This window comes from Ligilactobacillus sp. ESL1201 (genome assembly GCF_058503265.1).
Genome location: NZ_CP196362.1, coordinates 597,472 through 616,665, shown reverse-complemented (window position 1 = coordinate 616,665; position 19,194 = coordinate 597,472). Strand labels below are relative to the sequence as shown.

Genomic DNA, 19,194 nt, shown 5'->3' with positions numbered 1-19,194 from the left:
TGCATTTTGCCGTAACCTTTTTATATTATCCGGTGATCAACCAACTAGTAAGACTATTTCTTAAAGTTAACTAATTGGAGGTAAGAATCGGGTACCAAAGAAGCACCACCGACTAAGCCACCGTCGATATTATCTTTAGCCATTAATTCCTTAACGTTTGCCGGTTTAACAGAGCCGCCGTATTGGATCCGCACTTTGTCAGCCACACTTTGGTCGTATAACTTAGCAACAGTTTGGCGAACTACACCACAAATTTCTTCTGCCTGATCAGAAGTAGCAGTTTTACCAGTACCAATTGCCCAAATTGGTTCGTAAGCAATCACCAAACTACCAACTTGTTCAGCCGTTAAGCCTTTTAACGCAGCAGTAACTTGGTTTTCGACCCAAGTCTTAGCGTCGCCTGCTTCACGTGTAGCCAACGTTTCACCACAGCAAATGATCGGTGTCAAACCATTTTTAAAAATGGCATGCGCCTTTTTGTTGATGTCTTCGTCAGTTTCATGGAAATACTGGCGGCGTTCCGAATGACCGATGATCACGTAATCAACGCCCATTTCAGCTAAGACCTTAGGAGAAGTTTCTCCCGTATAAGCACCCTCATCTTCAAAGTAGCAATTTTCAGCAGCTACTTTCAGTGCCGAGCCCTGTGCATTTTCAAGCAATGCTGGTAGGTCGACTGCCGGAGCGCCGATCACAGCTTCAACGTCGGTCGGTAGCTGATTTTTAACAGCCTGCACAAACTCAGCCGTTTGGGTCGGATTCATGTTCATTTTCCAGTTTCCCGCAATAATTGGTGTACGCAAAGTAATCATCCCTTCAATTCAGTTATTATTTGTCAGAAACAGCAGCAATTCCTGGTAATTCCTTACCTTCTAGGTATTCCAGTGAAGCGCCACCGCCGGTCGAAATATGAGTCAACTTGTCGCCTACGCCTAATTGCTTAACAGCAGCAGTCGAATCGCCGCCACCAACGATCGTAGTTGCGTCGGTCAACGTGCCTAGAAACTTGCCAACTTCCAAAGTTCCCTTAGCAAAATTACTCATTTCAAAGACGCCCATCGGTCCGTTCCAAACTACCGTCTTGGCATCCTTTAAAGTATCCTTGAATAATTCGATCGATTTAGGACCAATATCCAAAGCCATTTCGTCGTCCGGAATATCGCCAACAACAACTTCACTCGGTGAATCATTCTTGAATTCTTTAGCAACTACGTTATCAACCGGCAAGACCAACTTGTCGCCTGCTTTAGCGATAATTTCTTTAGCCAAGTCAACCTTGTCTTCTTCTACCAAAGACTTACCGATCTTGATACCCTTAGCAGCGTAGAAAGTATAAGTCATCCCGCCACCGATGATCACTTTGTCGGCTTTGCCTAGCAAATGATCGATGACACCGATCTTGTCGGAAACCTTAGCACCACCCAAGATAGCAACAAACGGGTGTTTCGGATCGTCTACGGCATTGCCTAAGAACTTGATTTCTTTTTCTAACAAGAAGCCAGCAGCAGCTTGTTTCATGTTGCTTGCGATTCCCACGTTAGAAGCATGTGAACGATGGGCAGTTCCAAAGGCATCGTTGACGTAAACATCGCCTAGTGAAGCCCAATATTTACCTAATTCAGGATCGTTGCCGGATTCTTTTTTACCGTCAAGATCTTCGAAACGGGTATTTTCAACCAACAAAACGTCGCCAGCTGCCATCTTGTCAATGGCCTCTTCCAATTGTGGCCCGCGAGTTACCGGAACGAATGTCACTGGTTTATCCAAAACAGTTGCCAAATGTTGAGCGACTGGACGCAATGTCAGTTTCTTTTTATCTTCTTCTTTTTTTACCCGACCGAGATGAGAAAAGAGGATCGCCTTGCCACCGTGTTCGCAAACGTACTTGATCGTTGGCAATGCCGCTACGATCCGGTTGTCGTCGCCGACTTCCATTCCCTTTGCTCCTTCTTTCAAAGGCACGTTAAAGTCCACCCGAATTAAAACTTTTTTATCTTTAAGATCAGTTAAATCTGAAACAGTTAATTTAGCCATTATTTTACCCCTCCAAAATTCAAAATAAGAAAAGGCGGAAGGAATAGCCTCCTCCCGCCTTAACATTGCTACATCCCTTTAAATTAAAGCATGCTTGCAAATTTTTCTAATGTCCGGATCATTTGAGCAGTAAAGCCAGATTCATTATCGTACCATGCAACTGTCTTAACTACTTGGCTGCTACCTGAACCAACAACTTGTGTTTGAGTTGGGTCAAAGATTGAGCCATAAGTGGTGCCGATCACATCAGATGATACGATACCATCGTCGTTGTAACCAAATGATTCGTTATTGTCAGTTACTTTCTTCATAGCTGCATTAACTTCGTCAACAGTTACTTCTTTGTCCAAAGTTGTTACCAATTCGGTCAAAGAACCTGTGATTACAGGAACACGTTGTGCGTGACCATCCAATTTACCTTTCAATTCAGGAATTACCAAGCCGATTGCTTTAGCAGCACCTGTTGAATGAGGAATTGTGTTTTGAGCAGCAGCACGAGCGTTACGAACATTGCCCTTCTTGTCAGGACCATCTTGTACCATCTGAGTAGCAGTATAAGCATGGATCGTTGTCATTGTTCCTGCTTTAATGCCAAATGCATCGTTAACTGCTTTAGCAAGTGGTGCCAAGCAGTTAGTAGTACATGAAGCAGCAGAAACGATCTTGTCATCTTTAGTGATTTGGTCATCGTTAACACCATAAACGATCGTTGTCATATTGCCAGCTGGTGCTGAAACCAAAACGCGTTTTGCGCCTGCTTCCAAGTGAGCAGATGCTTTTTCTTCTGAAGTGTAAAAACCTGTTGATTCAAGAACTAATTCAACACCGTCATTTTTAACCCAAGGAATATTATGAGCGTCTGGTTCTGCGTAAACCGGGATCTTCTTGCCGTCAATGATCAATGCATCGTCGGTTGCAGAAACTTCGCCATCAAACCGGCCATGAGCTGTATCATACTTCAGCAAGTGAGCTAACATTGCTGGTGAAGTTAAATCATTGATAGCAACAACTTCGAGATCCTTGCTGGTTTCTTTGATCCGACGAAGTGCCAAACGACCGATACGGCCAAAACCGTTAATACCTACTTTAGTAGTCATACTAAAATTTCCTCCTTCAGGAAATAAATATTTATTTTAAACAAGCAACATTAAGTTAATAATATTACTTTGTTAAAATCATCTTTGCGGCTCCCTCATCCGTTACCAAATAAGTTTGCGGGGGAGCGAGTTTCATGTAAGCAGCAATCGCAGTGGCTTTAGAAGCCCCACCAGCAACCGCCACAATACATTTCATAGTAGCCAGATCCTCTAACTGTAACCCGATTCGGGATAATTTATACACGATCCGACCACGGCAATCGAAAAAATAACCAAAAGCTTCACCGACAGCTCCAGCCGTTTGTAACTGCTTGATCACAGTTTCCGACATCGATCGCCTCTTAGCCATCGGAATTGCGGAACCAATACTATGGATCACCGCATTACTATGACTGATCAGTGTTACTACTTCTTGCACTGCCGGTTCATGTAACAACGGTTCGTAGGTGTCAGCGCTCACGTGTTCAGGAACATACAACGCGCGGTGTTTACCACCAGTTTCAGCGGCCATGCGCGCACAAATCGTGTTCGCCTGAATGTCGACTCGTTCACCGATCCCCCCACGAGCAGGGACAAAGGTCAGCTGTCGTTGCTGTAACAACTCAGCGGTCAAACACGTTGCCACCGTTGCCATCGTCGTACCCCCCATGACGGCAATAACATTCTTGCCGAAGGGTAACAACTGAGACAAAACGGTATTAACTGCCGCTCCCAGAGCACTAACAGTATCTTGAGCTGCATCTGCATCACCCGCAACTACCAAACAGCGATAGCCGCCTAACAACGCACTCAACTGTTTTTCCAACGCGGGCAACTTGCTCAACTGTCCTAAAACAGTGTTCAAATCACCAACTAGCTCTTGCCCCTTCGTCGTGAGTTGCATGCCACTTTGATTACTTTTTAGCAAACGCTGCGTCCGTAAAAAATCTGTTTCCGAGCGCAAAGTCCGTTCGCTCAAAGCTAAGTGCTGTGCCAATGAACGGCGCCCGATCGGAGCCATCTGGCTAATAGCCTGCAAAATACTAAACCTGAGCTGCAATGTGCTAAATAGGTCCGGCACGATCGCCTTCAGTAGTTCCAACTCACGGTGCATACTGCTCTCTCCCGGGACTAAAAATGTCCAGCAAATTTATCAGCTACTTATAACAGAGTTTAACTCGTTACAGTGGCTCGATTTCACCTACAAGTGCATTATAGCAATAATGAAAAATCAATGCAAGTCAAGTAAGTCCCTGTGCACAAATATTTTTTTCCGGGCAAAAAATTTCCTCGTAGGGGGATAATTTAACCTTCTCAGTATTTTTTCCTTTTGCTCGAACTAACTATTCCCAGCTGTTCCCGGTATTTCGCAACTGTTCTGCGGGACAATTTCAGTCCCTTCGCTGCTAGATCGACGGTTATGCGTTGATCGGACAGCGGTTCTTTAGGATCCTCTTGGGCAATTTGTTTTTTGATCATTTCCTTAACGTCGGCTGCGGTTAGCTCTTCTTGACCGTAGTTTACCGCCTGAGAAAAGAAACTCTTCAGTTCAAAAACTCCCGCATCAGTTTGTAAATACTTGCCGTTGATCGTGCGGCTGACCGTCGATTCGTGTAACTGCAACTTCTGCGCGACGTCCCTGAGTAATAAAGGCTTTAACCTCGTCGTTTTCCCCCAGAAAAATTCCTTTTGGCGGGCGACGATTTCGTTTCCCACCCGTAATAACGTACTGCCCCGCTGTTCGATGTCTTTTGCGATCACGCCGTATTCTTTTTTCTTTTGTTCCAAATAGGCTTGGACTGCTGGATCTTTTTCCGCTGCCATCCGTTGAAAATAAGCCGTACGAAACGCAATTTTAGGAACCGACTGCCTGGTAGCCGCTAACGTCAGTTGGCCTTCAGCCGTTTTAGTTAAAATTAAGTCCGGTTGGATGTAGCCTACCGGATTTTGATTATAAGCTGCTCCCGGTGCCGGTGACAACGTTTGGACGTAATCAAAGATTTTTTGCAGATCGGCTAAAGGAATACCGTACTTTTGTGCTAAGGGCCCCCATTTACGATCGCTAAAGTCCTTAAAGTCCTGAGCTAAGATCTCGCACGTCAATGCGGGAGCGTTGCTATCATTTTGACTTTGTAACAACAAGCATTCTTGCAAATTACGCGCACCCACGCCCGGCGGATCTAATTGCTGTAACAGCGTCAACGCGTCGATGATCGTCGTTTGGTCCACCTTTTTTTGTGCGACTAATTCATTCAAATCAATTTCTAAATACCCGTTTAAGTCGAGGTGCTCCAACAAATAGATCACCCACCCGCGTAAAACGGTCTTGCGCATCGTCAAATGAATCTGTTCTAACAAATAATCGTAAAGTGACTGCGTTTTTTGGGTCGCAGTATACGTCGTCCAATCGCTCGTATCTGCACTGTGACTAACGTAACTTTGCTCTTTTCTAAGTGCCGGGTTAACGATCAAAAACGGATTGTCTAACTGTTTTTGTGCTAAGTATTCTTTTAATTCATCGGTATTAAACTTTAAAATTTGGATCGATTGCTGCATTCGTTGCGTCATCGCTAGCTTTTGAACCTGTTTTTGCTGCTGATTTAGGCTTTGTTGTAATGCCATGCAAATTTCTCCTTAAAAGTACTTGTATTTTAAAATCACTTGAGTTAGAATAGTTAAGCACGCGCCGATAGTGTAATGGATCGCACGCAAGATTCCGGTTCTTGAGATCAGGGTTCGACTCCCTGTTGGCGCATCGCCGAATTTTAATTTTAAATATGACAGTCAGAAGCCTTAACTTTTAAAGGCTTTTTCTTTTACCACTAAAAATGATTTAGCCACAATTATAATATACAACTTTCTTGGAGCATTTTTACCTAATATCCTAAAATATTTTTACCAATAACAAAAAAGAGTTGAAACAAAAAGCGATCAAGTCCATTACTTACGAAAACCAAAAATAGGACCGGAACAAAACAGAATTTTGTTCCAGTCCCATTTTATCTTAGTTAAAATTTTAATCACCACAGCGAACTTATTTTTTCTCAAACTGACTATGAAAGTACTCCCGGTACAGCGGATAAGTGTGCAGTAGCTGCTGGTGTGTTCCCGAGCCACCGACCTTACCATTATTGATAAAATAGATCTGGTCGGCGCCGATGATCGTATTTAAGCGGTGCGCAATCACAAAAGTCGTGCGTCCTTTCATCAGTTTAGCCAACGCCTTTTGGATCATCGCTTCCGCGGCTGGATCCAAACTAGCCGTCGCTTCGTCTAACATCAATAAACGCGGGTCGCGCAAAAAGACGCGGGCGATCGCCAAACGCTGGCGCTGTCCTCCCGAAAGGCTCATCGCCCGCTCACCGATCTGCGTGTCTAATTGTTCGGGCATTGCCGCTACAAAATCCTTAGCGTACGCCAAATCTAACACGTGCCACAAATCATCATCACTGAAGTCCTGAGTCATACCATAAGTCAAATTATAGCGGATCGTCCCCGCCACGGCCGCGGCATTTTGGTCAACCAGTCCCAGTTGCTTGCGCCAACTTTCCAAGTTAAGCTGAGCCAAATCGGTATCACCGATCATGATTTTTCCACTGTCCGGTTCGTAAAAACGTTCCATTAATTTAAAAATAGTGGATTTACCACCACCAGAAGGCCCCACAAACGCTACTAGCGAATTAGGTTGAACCGTGAAATTGATTTTTCGCAGACTTTTTCTTCCTGATGGATATGTAAAGGCAACATCTTCCATTTTGATCTGCCGCTGCTCTAGCATCAGTTTTGTTCCCTGGTCACAGACTTCTTCTGTTTCGTTTAACAATTCTTGGATCTTAGTCGTTGCCCCAGTCGCCTTGGCAAAATCGGTCATAAACTGTCCCAAGGTAGTAAAAGGCACGAGCAACTGCACCAAATACATCATAAATGCCAGTAAAGTACCGGTATCCAATGTACCTGACTTGATCCGCACAGCCCCGTACAATAAAATCCCGATGATCGTCATTAACATGATCAACCCGGTCACTGGCCCCGTAATGGCGTCGTAAATCGCTTCTTTACAGCCAACTTGATACAGCAAGCTCATCTGCTGACGCCCTTTTTTGCGCTCCAGCGGTTCCGCATTAGCCGCCTTGACTAGCTGGACTTCTGCCAACATCTCGGTCACTTTACCGTTGAGCTGAGCCAAATAATGTTGCCGCTTTTTCCCCAACTTAGCCGACCGTTTCAAAATTGGCGACAAAATAACGAGTAACAACGGGATAACTGCGAACAAAACGATCGTCATTTTCCAGTCCATCGCCAACATAAAGCACAATACTCCGACTAATTGCAACAAGGAAGTCGCCATTTTAGGTAAAGAATTAGCGAGTAACTCCTTGACTTGATTGGCATCGTTGGTGATCCGCGAAGCAATTTCTCCCGCACGATTACGAGCAAAATAACCTAATGGTAAGGTCAGTACCTTGTCCCATAACTTGACACGCAATTGGCGCACGACTTCTTCACCAAAAAATCCCAAAAATCCGCCAGAAAGCGCTCCTAATAATGTGCTACAAACAAACACTAGGCAACCCAAGACTACTAATCCGGTGTTCACATTAGCCAAAGAATGTTGTACCTGATTGATGATCTGTTTAGCCATTACTGGTACTATTAATTGAAGAAAGATCGAAACCATTCCTAATAAAATACCGCTCACAAATTTCCAGTAATGGGGCCGAAGTTGCAAAATCAACGCCGCTAGTCCGCGGCCATGGCCCAGCAATCTTTTCTTTATCTGCATGAATTCTCCTTTGACTACAACAAAATGGCCGTTTTAAGGATCTACTAATTGCAAATACTCATCAAACACGGCCGTATCATCCCCCACCAATCCCGCGGCAAAGACTTTATCGATCTCCCACGGCTTGATGGAAACGGGATGGATCACCGGAAACAGCTTCCAGCTGGTAGAAAAATGCTGAAATACCGTCTCCTTATTCACTCCATGTTGCTCGTTATATTTTCTATCCGCCAGGCGTTTGGTAGTAGCAAACTTATTGATTGCCGATTGGTCCGGCATGATCAAACGGTGCCGGCGACAATAAGCCCGACACTTAGCAAACAACCCTGTCTGGCGAATCATTTCCATGTTTAGTAACAACATTCCTGAATTAAGGTAATCAAATTTTTTTAATTGGTAATGGAAAAACCAGCGACCGTAATAATCTAACACCCCTACCACTTCCGTTTGCGCCAGTGATTGGTAATAAAAATCCTGAAACGGCCGGTGACAAATAATATCCGTGTCTAAGTATAATAACCGCTGCGGAATTTCCGGCACCAAATCAACGTACAAACGCAGCATACTGTAAGGCGTAAACAGCGTCTTGAGGTTAGCAGTCGGAGGATCAGCGTTAAAGACTGAGGTCAGATCGATTTTTTGGACCCGGTGCTGGGCATTTTTACTACGCACTAAATCAGCTAAATACTCAACATGAGCTGTACTAAGTGGGTGAAAATGTTGTTTACCATTGCTTAAGTCAGCGGTCACCAAATAAAAAGTGCACGGTTCAGTCACATTTTTAGTCAGTGATAATATTGACAGCAAAATGCCTTCAAACATCTGGTCATCGCCACAATACAAAATATTAATCGTAAAAACCTCCTTAGCACAAATTTTATTAGTTTATCGAGAAATTGTCAAAAAAGTAACGACAACTCCTTAGGTTAGTAATCACTTACTATAATAACACGAAGTTAACGGTGAAAAAAGATTCTACTATGTGCAACGTGCTTTAAGTTTGACCTTTTTTGACCTATAGAGTAAACTATTTATAAATCAATTAACCATTATCAGTTAGATTACGAGGAGGCTTTTGGACTATGAATTTGGTACCAACAGTTATTGAACAATCACCACAGGGCGAACGTGCTTATGATATTTACTCACGCTTACTAAAAGACCGGATCATCATGGTTTCGGGCGAAGTTAATGATGACATGGCTAACGCGATCATCGCGCAATTACTCTTCTTAGACGCACAGGACGCTAATAAAGACATCTATATGTATATCAATTCTCCCGGCGGATCGGTTTCCGCTGGGTTAGCGATCCTAGATACCATGAATTTTGTCAATGCTGACGTGCAAACGATCGTATTGGGCATGGCAGCTTCGATGGCTTCGATTTTGGCAACCAGTGGGACTAAAGGTAAGCGTTTTGCTTTACCTAACTCAGAAATCTTGATCCACCAGCCATTAGGCGGTGCTCAAGGCCAGTCAACGGAAATTCAGATCGCCGCTAAACACATTTCTAAAACCCGTAAGGTGATCAACCAGATTTTAGCGGAGGCGACGGGCCAAGAAATCGAAACGATCAACCACGACACTGAACGTGATAATTTCATGTCGGCCCAAGAGGCGGTAGATTACGGCCTGATCGATAAGATCATGACTAACAAGAAAAAATTAAAATAACAAGCTGCGAGAAAAGCACGGTTATGAAAAGGGACTGGAACAAAATTCTGTTTTGTTCCAGCCTCTTTTTTGTTTTCCGTAAGTAAAATAGGATTGACTCACAGCTTGTTTGATCGTGCTCGAAAAAACAGCAGTTTGTCCCAACTCCTTTTTCCCTATTCACTTAATTTTTGGGCAAACTCATTGATCTTACGCAAACGATGATTAACCCCGGACTTTGAAATCGGTCCGTCAGCCACAAAATTACCCAATTCTTTTAAACTAACGTCTGGGTGTTGCACTCGCGTTAGCGCCATCTGTTGTAATTTTACCGGCAACTTATTTAACCCGATCTTCTCGTCGATCAGTTTAATGTTAGCGATTTGCTTGGTAGCGGCATCTGCCACTTTATTCAGGTTGGCGTTTTCGCAATTAACGATCCGGTTGACCGAGTTGCGCATATCACGCATGATCCGAATATCTTCAAATTTAAGCATCGATTTCGTCGCACCGATCAAAGACAAAAAATCAGCAATTTTCTCGCCTTCCTTGAGATAAGTGATGTAGCCACTCCTTCTTTCGGTTTTACGCGCATGGAGGTGATAGTGATTCATCAACTCACAAATCGAATCGTTGTGACTTTCATATAAGGAATAAATTTCCAAGTGATAGCGGCTAGTTTCCGGATTATTAACCGACCCCGTCGCTAAAAATGCCCCCCGCAGGTAAGAACGCACGGGACCATCTAAACGCATAAATTCCGGTGGGACCGTCTGTTTGATCTGCATCCCCACTACGATATCTAAGTCTTGCAGGACTTTTTGAGTTTCCTTGCGTACGCGGACGACGTACAAGTTATTTTTTTTCAACTTCATTTTTTTGCGGACGCTCAGTTCACTTTTAGCGCCATAAAAATGGTCGAGCAACCAGTAGATCCTGCGGGCGATCGCTGGGTTTTCCGTTTGAATGCTCAAAACAAAATGGTGATTGACTAAACTCAAAGAACCATTCATTCTGATCAACGCAGCCAGCTCCGCTTTACCGTTAGCAGCCTGGCGGACTTCCAGCATCGTCAGCTCTTTTTTAACTTCACTAGCATATGACACGCAAAAGCCCCCTTAATTATAGTTGCTAACTTCCCACGACTTCGGGCGGCTAATCAGTTGCATCAGCTCGTTGACCACTTTAGTTCCATCGTGAAAAACTCCCCGCTCGCGCAGACACAAAAAGTTATCGGAGATCACCCGGCAGCCTTGTGCGCGTAGTCCCGCAAAGTCATACTTAACTTGATACAAGATCTCGTTATATTTTTGACTGTCCAAATAATCGGCAGGAACGGGCTCGGTGTTGACTAACACGGTGTCAATAAATTGCTGTCCTAAATGTTCGTTTAAGACCCGGACGTGGTCGGCGTCGGTAAATTTTTCGGTTTCCCCTTTTTGAGTCATGATATTACAAATATAAACTACTTCGGCCTTTGTGGCACAAAGCGCCTGCCCCACATTTTCGATCATTAAGTTAGGCAAAATGCTCGTAAATAAACTGCCCGGACCCAAAACGATCTGGTCGGCTTCCATGATCGCCTTGATCACTTCCGGTCGTGCCTGCGGTTTAGCTAACTGTGAGCTGGTGACCCAAACTTTAGTGATCGTCTTGTGGGCCGCCGTGATCTCAGCTTCCCCAGTCATGACCGTGCCATCGCTAAATTGAGCATTCAGCGTCAAAGGAACATCGGCGGCGGGATAAACGTTACCGTCCACCCGCATCATTTCGGAGAGTTTTTGGACCGCGGCAAAAATATCATCCTGGTACATCTCGGATAACGCCGCGATGATCAGATTACCGATCGCGTGTCCCGAAAAAAACTGGTCTTTAGAAGCGAAACGGTACTGAAAAATATTTTTATACAATCGGGGCATGTCCGACAACGACACCAAAACGTTACGAATATCGCCGGGAGGGACCACGTTGATATAGTCGCGTAAAACCCCCGAAGAACCACCATCGTCAGCCACCGTCACAATAGCCGTAATATCAGCGTTAGACCTACGCAAACCGTTTAAGATCACCGGCAAGCCGGTCCCGCCGCCGATCACTACTAGTGACGGGCGCTTGTTTTTTTTCGCTTTCATGAACGATTGACAGTCTCCTTTCGCTTGTGCATGTCACGGTGAGAAATGCGCACGGGATAATTTTTTTGCAATCGTTCACCGATTTTATGGGCTAACGCGACGGACCTATGCTGCCCGCCTGTACATCCAATAGCGATCACTAAACTCGATTTCCCTTCCGCAATATAGCCGGGCAAAATCTCTTCCAGCAGGTGTGCGAAATCCTGGTAAAATTTTTGTGCCGTCGTGGAATTCATCACGTAATCACTGACATCTTGGTCTAACCCCGTCTGTTCCTTTAATTCCGTCACATAATAAGGGTTGGGCAAAAAGCGCACGTCCATAACGATATCGGCGTCGATCGGTAAGCCGTACTTAAAACCAAATGACATGACCTCGACGTGAAAAGGCGTACTCTGATCATTTTGAAAGGTGTGAAAAATCTCCTCACGCAACTGCCGCGGCGACAAATTAGTCGTATCGATCACCAACTGCGCTTGACTCCTGATCTCCGCTAACAAGTTCCGCTCACGGGCGATCCCATCCAACAACCGGCCTTCACGAGCCAGCGGGTGAGCCCGACGCGTTTCTTTATAACGCGAGACCAACTCTTCGTCCGACGTATCCAAAAAAACGATCTGGACCCTGATTGCCGGGTTATCTTCGATCTGGTTTAAGGTGTGCGTGATCTGTTCGTAAAAAGAACGCGAACGCAAATCGATACCGAGCGCCACTTTATGAATCTTACCCGCCTCTTTGATCAGTTCATAAAACTTGGGTACCAGCGTCGGTGGCATGTTATCGACGCAAAAATAATTCAGATCCTCAAAGCTTTGCATCGCCACCGTTTTGCCGGCACCGCTCATTCCGGTCAAGATCACTACCTCAAATTTTTCTGACATTTTCGTCATCTCCCTTGTATCCATCCGGGCGTATCATTTTTTTCAAGCCATAAAAAATCCGGAAAGCAACTACCTTCCAGATCATTTTTTTAATTACTTCACTACTTTACGTTCAAACGGGTCAGACGAGATCCCTTCGTCTAAGATCTTACGGCACCATTCCTGTGCGGAAAAAAGTGAATGGTCACGGTAATTGCCGCAGCTCTTGATGTCTGTTCCCTGAACGTCGGACCAAGATGATTGGCAAATATCTTCTAATGACTGCTTGAGCGCCTTAGCTACCGTTTCAGTGTCGTGTTCTCCCCACGTGATCAAATGAAAACCAGTCCGACAACCAAACGGCGAGCAATCGATCACACCGCTTAAATGATCCCGCAAATAGCCGGCTAACATGTGTTCGATGGTGTGTAACCCAGCGGTCGGGATCGCATTTTCGTTAGGTTGAACTAACCGTAAATCAAAATTAGAGATTCGATCTCCCTTTTCTCCCTTTTCAACGGTAATTAGTCGTACGTACGGAGCCTTGACCGCCGTATGATCAAGCGTAAAACTTTCTACTTTTGCCATAATATCACTCTACTTTCTTTAATAATAACTTAACTCTAGCAGTTTACTTCAGAATTGCAAGTCATTTTTGCCATTACTCGTAGTGGCCGTTAGCTAACATCGTTTTTAAATACTGCCCCGTGTAGCTAGCGGGACAAGCAGCGATCTGTTCGGGAGTCCCCGTCGCTACGACCTGACCACCACCAGCACCGCCTTCGGGTCCCAAGTCGATCAGGTAATCAGCGGTTTTGATCACGTCTAAATTATGTTCGATCACTAATACCGTGTTACCCTTATCGACCAAGCGTTGTAACACGACTAACAAATGCTTGATATCTTCCGTGTGCAATCCCGTTGTCGGTTCATCCAAAATATAAAAAGTTTTGCCGTTAGACTTGCGGTGCAATTCCGCCGCTAATTTCATTCTTTGTGCTTCCCCACCTGAAAGAGTCGTCGCCGGTTGCCCTAACTTAACGTAACCTAAACCCACGTCGATGATCGTTTGCAGTTTACGTTTGATCTTAGGGATCGGAGCAAAAAACTCGAGCGCCTCACTGACGGTCATTTCCAACACGTCAGCGATCGTTTTACCCTTGTATTCGATCTCTAGGGTTTCCGAATTAAAACGAGTGCCGTGGCAAACTTCACAGGGAACGTAAACGTCCGGCAAGAAATTCATTTCGATTTTTAAGATTCCGTCGCCCTTGCAAGCTTCGCAGCGCCCGCCTTTGACGTTAAAACTAAACCTGCCCTTGCCGTACCCCCGCATTTTAGCTTCGTTGGTCTGGGCAAATAGCGTGCGGACGTCATCAAACACGCTGGTATAAGTGGCTGGGTTGCTGCGCGGTGTGCGTCCGATCGGCGACTGGTCGATATCGATCACTTTTTCTAGGTCCTGGTAGCCGCTGATTTTTTCGTAACGTCCCGGTTTGACCGTACTGTGATTCAATTTTTGGGCTAGTGCTCGCTTTAAAATTAGGTTGACTAACGTTGACTTACCGGAACCGGAAACGCCTGTCACCGTAATAAATTTCCCCAAAGGAAAATCTACTGTCAAATTTTTCAGGTTGTTTTCGCTGGCCCCTGTCACCGTTACTTTTTTGCCACTGCCAGCTCTTCTTGTAGCGGGGATCGGGATGTAACGTTTGCCCGCTAAATACTGTCCCGTGATGGATTTGGCACTGCGTGCGACCTGCTTAGGTGTCCCACTGGCCATTACTTGGCCGCCATGAACCCCTGCACCCGGGCCAATATCTACCACGTAATCGGCCGCTTTGATCGTGTCTTCATCGTGTTCGACCACGATCAACGTATTTCCCAGATCACGCATTTTTTTCAAAGAAGCGATCAGCCGGTCGTTATCGCGTTGGTGCAAACCGATCGAAGGCTCATCTAAAATATACATAACTCCCGACAAGTTGGAGCCAATCTGAGTCGCCAAGCGGATCCGTTGGGCCTCACCGCCAGACAAAGTCCGAGCCGACCGACTGAGTGTCAAATATGACAGTCCCACATTTTGTAAAAACGCCAGCCGGTCGTTGATCTCCTTTAAAATCGGCTGGGCGATCTGGGCATTTTGTTGGGAAAAATGCAGTTTGGAAAAGAACTTGATGGCACTCCCAATCGACAAGGCCGTGACTTCACCGATATTTTTGTGCGCGATCTGCACCGCCAACGCCTTTTCGTTGAGGCGGTAACCGTGACACGTCTGGCAAGTCAAACTCGTCATGTACTTACGCATCACATCGCGGGTAAAATCACTGTTAGTCTCCCGGTAACGCCGTTCTATGTTAGGAATAACGCCCTCGAATTGCATTTCTAAGTCACGCTTACCCCCAAATTCACCACTAAAGGTAAAATGGAACGTCTGCTTACCGTTCCCGTATAAAATGATCCGCTGCTGTTTTTTAGGCAGCTGATTAAAGGGAACATCCAGTGCAATGCCAAACTTGTCACAGGCCTGCTGCAATAAAGTCGGGTAGTACTGAGAGCTGATCGGATTCCAGGGCGCGATCGCTCCTTGTGCTAACGTTTTTTTCTTGTCTGGTACGACCAAATCGCGGTCAACTTCCAGTTTGATCCCTAAGCCGTCGCAGTCTGGACAGGCACCAAACGGCGCGTTAAAAGAAAAAAGACGCGGCTCTAATTCTCCGATCGTGAAACCGCAGTAAGGACAGGCAAAGTTTTCCGAAAATTGAATCGTCTGCCCTCCTACGATCGCAGCAAACGCATAACCACCAGAGAGGCGTAAAGCGGCTTCAAAAGAATCGAACAAACGTGCCTTAATTCCCTTTTTAACTACGATCCGGTCGACTACCACTGCGATCGAATGCTGCACGTTTTTATCTAATTCGATCTGTTCTTCGATATCATGTGTCTGTCCGTCGATGATCACCCGAACAAAGCCCTCACGCTTAATTTTAGTCAGCACTTTTTTATGCTGCCCTTTTTTAGCTCGCACGACGGGCGCCAAGATCTGCAGTTTAGTTCGTTGCGGCAAAGCCAGTACCCGTTGAACCATCTGTTCGGGTGACTGACTAGTGATCTCGTGTCCGTCGTTAGGACAGATCGGGGTCCCGACTCTTCCCCATAATAAGCGCAAATAATCGTTGATCTCCGTTACCGTCCCGACCGTCGAGCGCGGATTTTTAGAGGTCGTTTTTTGGTCGATCGAAATGGCAGGCGACAACCCATCGATCGAGTCGACGTCCGGCTTATCCATCTGCCCTAAAAACTGCCGTGCATACGACGAGAGGCTTTCAACGTATCTTCTCTGGCCTTCCGCGTATAACGTATCAAACGCTAACGAGCTTTTCCCCGAACCTGATAAACCGGTCATTACGATCAGCTTATTTTTAGGCAAAGTAACATCAATATTTTTTAAATTATGTGCTCGTGCACCGTGGATCTTAATTTTATCTTGCGCCAATATCCTAACTCCTAACTGATCTGCGCTTTAAGTTCAAAGACCGTATCCCGCAAAGTCGCCGCCTCTTCAAAATTCAGCGACTTAGCAGCATTTTTCATCTGATCTTCTAAGTTTTGGATCATTTCTTTTTGGTCAGCACGTTTTAAGTGACTAAAATCAACGCCATCACTTGTAGTGTCATCTTTTCCTGTCGCTGGCACCACACCGGAAATTGCCGCCCTGATCTCTTTTTTGATCGTCTGTGGAACGATGCCATGTTCTTCATTATACTGTTGCTGGATTTGCCGCCGTCTGGCTGTTTCATCCATCGCCTTTTGCATCGAATCGGTCACCTCATCAGCGTATAGGATCACGTGCCCGTGGACATTGCGCGCTGCCCGCCCGATCGTTTGGATCAGCGACCGTTCGTTACGCAAAAATCCTTCCTTATCGGCATCTAAAATTGCGATCAAAGAAACCTCCGGCACATCGATTCCTTCCCGTAACAAGTTGATCCCCACTAAAACGTCGAACTTGCCTAAACGTAGATCCCGAATGATCTCGGTTCGTTCCAACGTTTTAATGTCTGAATGCAAGTATTTGACCTTAATACCCAATTCCTTAAAATAATCGGTCAGATCTTCCGCCATCTTTTTCGTCAGTGTAGTCACAAAAACACGCTCGTGTTGTTCGACTCTTTCGTTGATTTCAGAAACCAAGTCGTCCATTTGTCCGTTGGTTTCGCGCACTTCAACCGTCGGATCTAATAAGCCAGTCGGGCGAATGATCTGCTCTACGATATGATCAGTTTGCTCGTACTCGTAGGGTCCCGGGGTAGCCGACATATAAACGATTTGGTGCACGTGTTTTTCAAATTCGGCTAACTTTAAGGGCCGGTTGTCCAACGCGCTGGGCAAGCGAAAGCCGTAATCGACCAACATTTGCTTACGCGACCGGTCTCCATTATACATTCCACGTACCTGAGGCATCGTTACGTGTGACTCATCGACCACGATCAAAAAATCTTTGGGAAAGAAGTCCAGTAACGTGAAGGGGGGTTCTCCTTTTTTACGCCCATCCATGTGGCGCGAATAATTTTCGATTCCCGAACAATAACCCATTTCCTTGAGCATTTCAACGTCATAAGTCGTTCGTTGCTCTAAACGCTGAACTTCTAATAACTTACTTTGAGCCGTCAGTTCAGCACTGCGCTCTTTTAATTCGGCTTCAATGCCCTCTATTGCTTCGTGCATCCGTTCGTCGTTGGTCATGAAGTGGGTCGCCGGGAAAATGGCAACGTGATCACGATCGCCAATTATCTCTCCTGTTAGCGAATCGACTTCTCTGATCCGGTCAATTTCATCACCAAAAAACTCAACGCGTAAGGCGCGCTCGTCGTGGGAAGCGGGAAAAATTTCAACCACGTCTCCCCTCACCCGAAAGCGCCCCCGTTGAAAGTCAATGTCGTTTCTTTCAAATTGAATATCGACCAGTTGACTTAAAAGGCGGTTGCGTTCGATCTCTTGTCCGACCCGTAAGGAAATCGTGTGCGCCCTATATTCAGCAGGATCGCCCAAACCGAAGATAGACGAAACCGACGCCACGACGATCACATCGTTACGTTCTAATAACGAACTGGTTGCAGAGTGACGTAATTTATCAATTTCATCATTAATACTAGAATCTTTTTCAATATAAGTGTCGCTAGAAGGAACGTAAGCTTCTGGCTGATAATAATCATAATAACTCACAAAATATTCAACCGCATTATGGGGGAAAAATTCCTTAAACTCACCGTACAATTGACCGGCTAAAGTTTTATTATGCGCTAATACTAACGTAGGCTTATTGACATTTTTGATCACGTTAGAGATAGTAAATGTTTTACCCGTACCGGTCGCGCCCAACAAGATCTGCGCTTTTTCGCCGGATTCAATGCCTGCAGTTAGTTGTTCGATTGCTGCTGGTTGATCTCCAGTCGGTTGATAATTTGAAACAAGTTCAAATTGTCGCTGGCTTTGCTTTTCAATCACTAGAACTTACCCCCTTAATTATTTGACTATTAGTAGCAGGTTCAATTATAGCATTTTTATAATGACACACAAAAAAACAAGTATTGACTGGTAAACAGCAATACTCGTCAGCATCATATTCACTTGAACAACAGCAAGACATCAAATTACTTTTAATATCTTTTATACAAAATAAAAACGCCTATTTCTAGGCGTTTACTGTTACAAAATAGTATCTAAGATACCGGTGATCGGGGTCGAACCGATACTCCCTCAACGGGAACTGGATTTTGAGTCCAGCGCGTCTGCCAATTCCGCCACACCGGCAAAATAATAAAATGTTAGCGCCAAGCAACAGCTAAAGGCGGTAACCGGATTTGAACCGGTGATGAAGGTTTTGCAGACCTCTGCCTTACCACTTGGCTATACCGCCATTTTAAGGAACAAATCCTTATTGGGATAGCTGGATTCGAACCAGCGCATGTGAGAGTCAAAGTCTCATGCCTTACCGCTTGGCTATACCCCAATTACAGGGCGGTAGGTGGGAATCGAACCCACGCGTGCCGGAGCCACAATCCGGTGCGTTAACCACTTCGCCACTACCGCCATATGGCAGGGATAGCAGGACTTGAACCCGCATCGACGGTTTTGGAGACCGTTGTTCTACCGTTGAACTATATCCCTATATGGAAGGGAGTGGATTCGAACCACCGAACCCGAAGGAGCGGATTTACAGTCCGCCGCGTTTAGCCAGACTTCGCTACCCTTCCATAATGGCGCGGGACGGAATCGAACCGCCGACACATGGAGCTTCAATCCATTGCTCTACCGACTGAGCTACCGAGCCAAAAACTTTCAATTGTATATTAACGATTAACCAATAACACATTATCGTAATAATGGAGGATACAGGGCTCGAACCTGTGACCCTCTGCTTGTAAGGCAGACGCTCTCCCAACTGAGCTAATCCTCCATAATTGCGTGGCGACGACCTACCCTCGCAGGGGGCGATCCCCCAACTACTCTCGGCGTGACGAAGCTTAACTGCTGTGTTCGGCATGGGAACAGGTGTAGCCTTCGTGCCATCATCACCACACGTGAGCTTTGCTCACTCAAAACTAAATCATCTTTATTTCTTCTGTCTTCCGACTTCCACTGCGCTTGCTA

At 45.4% G+C, this 19,194-nt stretch carries 14 protein-coding genes, 9 tRNA genes and 1 rRNA gene; 2 read left to right on the top strand and 22 right to left on the bottom strand.

Annotation, left to right across the window (positions count from 1 at the left end):
• Positions 1–53 precede the first annotated feature (53 nt).
• The 5 genes from tpiA to rpoN form a co-directional block, all read right to left on the bottom strand.
• On the bottom strand, positions 54–803 hold the full coding sequence (tpiA, locus tag ACSYSK_RS03055) for a triose-phosphate isomerase (RefSeq protein WP_491715462.1): 750 nt from the start codon (positions 801–803) through the stop codon (positions 54–56).
• A gap of 25 nt (positions 804–828) precedes the next feature.
• On the bottom strand, positions 829–2,034 hold the full coding sequence (locus ACSYSK_RS03050; protein WP_491715461.1) for a phosphoglycerate kinase: 1,206 nt from the start codon (positions 2,032–2,034) through the stop codon (positions 829–831).
• A gap of 83 nt (positions 2,035–2,117) precedes the next feature.
• A complete protein-coding gene (gene gap / locus ACSYSK_RS03045) occupies positions 2,118–3,131 on the bottom strand; it encodes a type I glyceraldehyde-3-phosphate dehydrogenase (protein WP_491715460.1) in 1,014 nt (337 codons plus the stop codon).
• A gap of 64 nt (positions 3,132–3,195) precedes the next feature.
• The gene (locus ACSYSK_RS03040) at positions 3,196–4,224 is read right to left on the bottom strand and encodes a sugar-binding transcriptional regulator (RefSeq protein ID WP_491715459.1); all 1,029 of its coding nucleotides are present in this window, start codon (positions 4,222–4,224) and stop codon (positions 3,196–3,198) included.
• A 200-nt stretch (positions 4,225–4,424) separates the two neighbouring features.
• Positions 4,425–5,732, bottom strand: coding sequence for an RNA polymerase factor sigma-54 (gene rpoN, locus ACSYSK_RS03035; protein WP_491715458.1), 1,308 nt, complete (start codon positions 5,730–5,732; stop codon positions 4,425–4,427).
• Positions 5,733–5,793: 61 nt separating this feature from the next.
• On the opposite strand from rpoN, the gene ACSYSK_RS03030 reads away from it, so the two are divergent.
• Positions 5,794–5,865 (top strand) — tRNA-Arg (locus ACSYSK_RS03030).
• Positions 5,866–6,144: 279 nt separating this feature from the next.
• Here ACSYSK_RS03030 and ACSYSK_RS03025 read toward each other — a convergent pair.
• Positions 6,145–7,893 carry an ABC transporter ATP-binding protein gene (locus tag ACSYSK_RS03025; protein ID WP_491715457.1) on the bottom strand — a complete coding sequence of 583 codons (1,749 nt, stop codon included), beginning with the start codon at positions 7,891–7,893 and terminating at the stop codon, positions 6,145–6,147.
• A 33-nt stretch (positions 7,894–7,926) separates the two neighbouring features.
• Positions 7,927–8,715: a glycosyltransferase gene (locus tag ACSYSK_RS03020; RefSeq protein ID WP_491715456.1), complete on the bottom strand. Its 789-nt coding sequence runs from the start codon at positions 8,713–8,715 to the stop codon at positions 7,927–7,929.
• 260 nt (positions 8,716–8,975) lie between these two features.
• On the opposite strand from ACSYSK_RS03020, the gene ACSYSK_RS03015 reads away from it, so the two are divergent.
• Positions 8,976–9,569 (top strand): ATP-dependent Clp protease proteolytic subunit, encoded by a 594-nt coding sequence (locus ACSYSK_RS03015; RefSeq protein WP_491715455.1) that lies wholly within the window; start codon positions 8,976–8,978, stop codon positions 9,567–9,569.
• Between the two features lie 155 nt (positions 9,570–9,724).
• On the opposite strand, the gene whiA is transcribed toward ACSYSK_RS03015, so the two are convergent.
• The 15 genes from whiA to rrf form a co-directional block, all read right to left on the bottom strand.
• Positions 9,725–10,654 carry a DNA-binding protein WhiA gene (whiA, locus tag ACSYSK_RS03010; RefSeq protein WP_491715454.1) on the bottom strand — a complete coding sequence of 310 codons (930 nt, stop codon included), beginning with the start codon at positions 10,652–10,654 and terminating at the stop codon, positions 9,725–9,727.
• A 12-nt stretch (positions 10,655–10,666) separates the two neighbouring features.
• The gene (locus ACSYSK_RS03005; protein ID WP_491715453.1) at positions 10,667–11,680 is read right to left on the bottom strand and encodes a gluconeogenesis factor YvcK family protein; all 1,014 of its coding nucleotides are present in this window, start codon (positions 11,678–11,680) and stop codon (positions 10,667–10,669) included.
• Positions 11,677–12,561, bottom strand: coding sequence for an RNase adapter RapZ (gene rapZ / locus ACSYSK_RS03000; protein ID WP_491715452.1), 885 nt, complete (start codon positions 12,559–12,561; stop codon positions 11,677–11,679). The genes ACSYSK_RS03005 and rapZ overlap by 4 nt, the downstream gene beginning before the upstream one ends.
• 93 nt (positions 12,562–12,654) lie before the next feature.
• Entirely contained in the window at positions 12,655–13,128 is a 474-nt protein-coding gene (locus ACSYSK_RS02995) for an S-ribosylhomocysteine lyase (RefSeq protein WP_491715451.1), read from the bottom strand.
• Positions 13,129–13,201: 73 nt separating this feature from the next.
• Positions 13,202–16,036: an excinuclease ABC subunit UvrA gene (gene uvrA / locus ACSYSK_RS02990; protein ID WP_491715450.1), complete on the bottom strand. Its 2,835-nt coding sequence runs from the start codon at positions 16,034–16,036 to the stop codon at positions 13,202–13,204.
• An 11-nt stretch (positions 16,037–16,047) separates the two neighbouring features.
• Positions 16,048–18,048, bottom strand: coding sequence for an excinuclease ABC subunit UvrB (gene uvrB, locus ACSYSK_RS02985; RefSeq protein ID WP_491715449.1), 2,001 nt, complete (start codon positions 18,046–18,048; stop codon positions 16,048–16,050).
• A gap of 221 nt (positions 18,049–18,269) precedes the next feature.
• A tRNA-Leu gene (locus ACSYSK_RS02980) sits at positions 18,270–18,354 on the bottom strand.
• A gap of 35 nt (positions 18,355–18,389) precedes the next feature.
• Positions 18,390–18,460: transfer RNA gene (locus ACSYSK_RS02975), tRNA-Cys, on the bottom strand.
• 21 nt (positions 18,461–18,481) lie between these two features.
• A tRNA-Gln gene (locus tag ACSYSK_RS02970) sits at positions 18,482–18,553 on the bottom strand.
• Positions 18,554–18,560: 7 nt separating this feature from the next.
• A tRNA-His gene (locus tag ACSYSK_RS02965) sits at positions 18,561–18,633 on the bottom strand.
• 4 nt (positions 18,634–18,637) lie between these two features.
• Positions 18,638–18,711, bottom strand: a tRNA-Trp gene (locus ACSYSK_RS02960).
• Between the two features lie 3 nt (positions 18,712–18,714).
• Positions 18,715–18,797: transfer RNA gene (locus ACSYSK_RS02955), tRNA-Tyr, on the bottom strand.
• Positions 18,798–18,801: 4 nt separating this feature from the next.
• Positions 18,802–18,874, bottom strand: a tRNA-Phe gene (locus ACSYSK_RS02950).
• Positions 18,875–18,927: 53 nt separating this feature from the next.
• Positions 18,928–19,000, bottom strand: a tRNA-Val gene (locus ACSYSK_RS02945).
• 6 nt (positions 19,001–19,006) lie between these two features.
• Positions 19,007–19,123, bottom strand: a 5S ribosomal RNA gene (rrf, locus tag ACSYSK_RS02940).
• Positions 19,124–19,194: the final 71 nt, after the last annotated feature.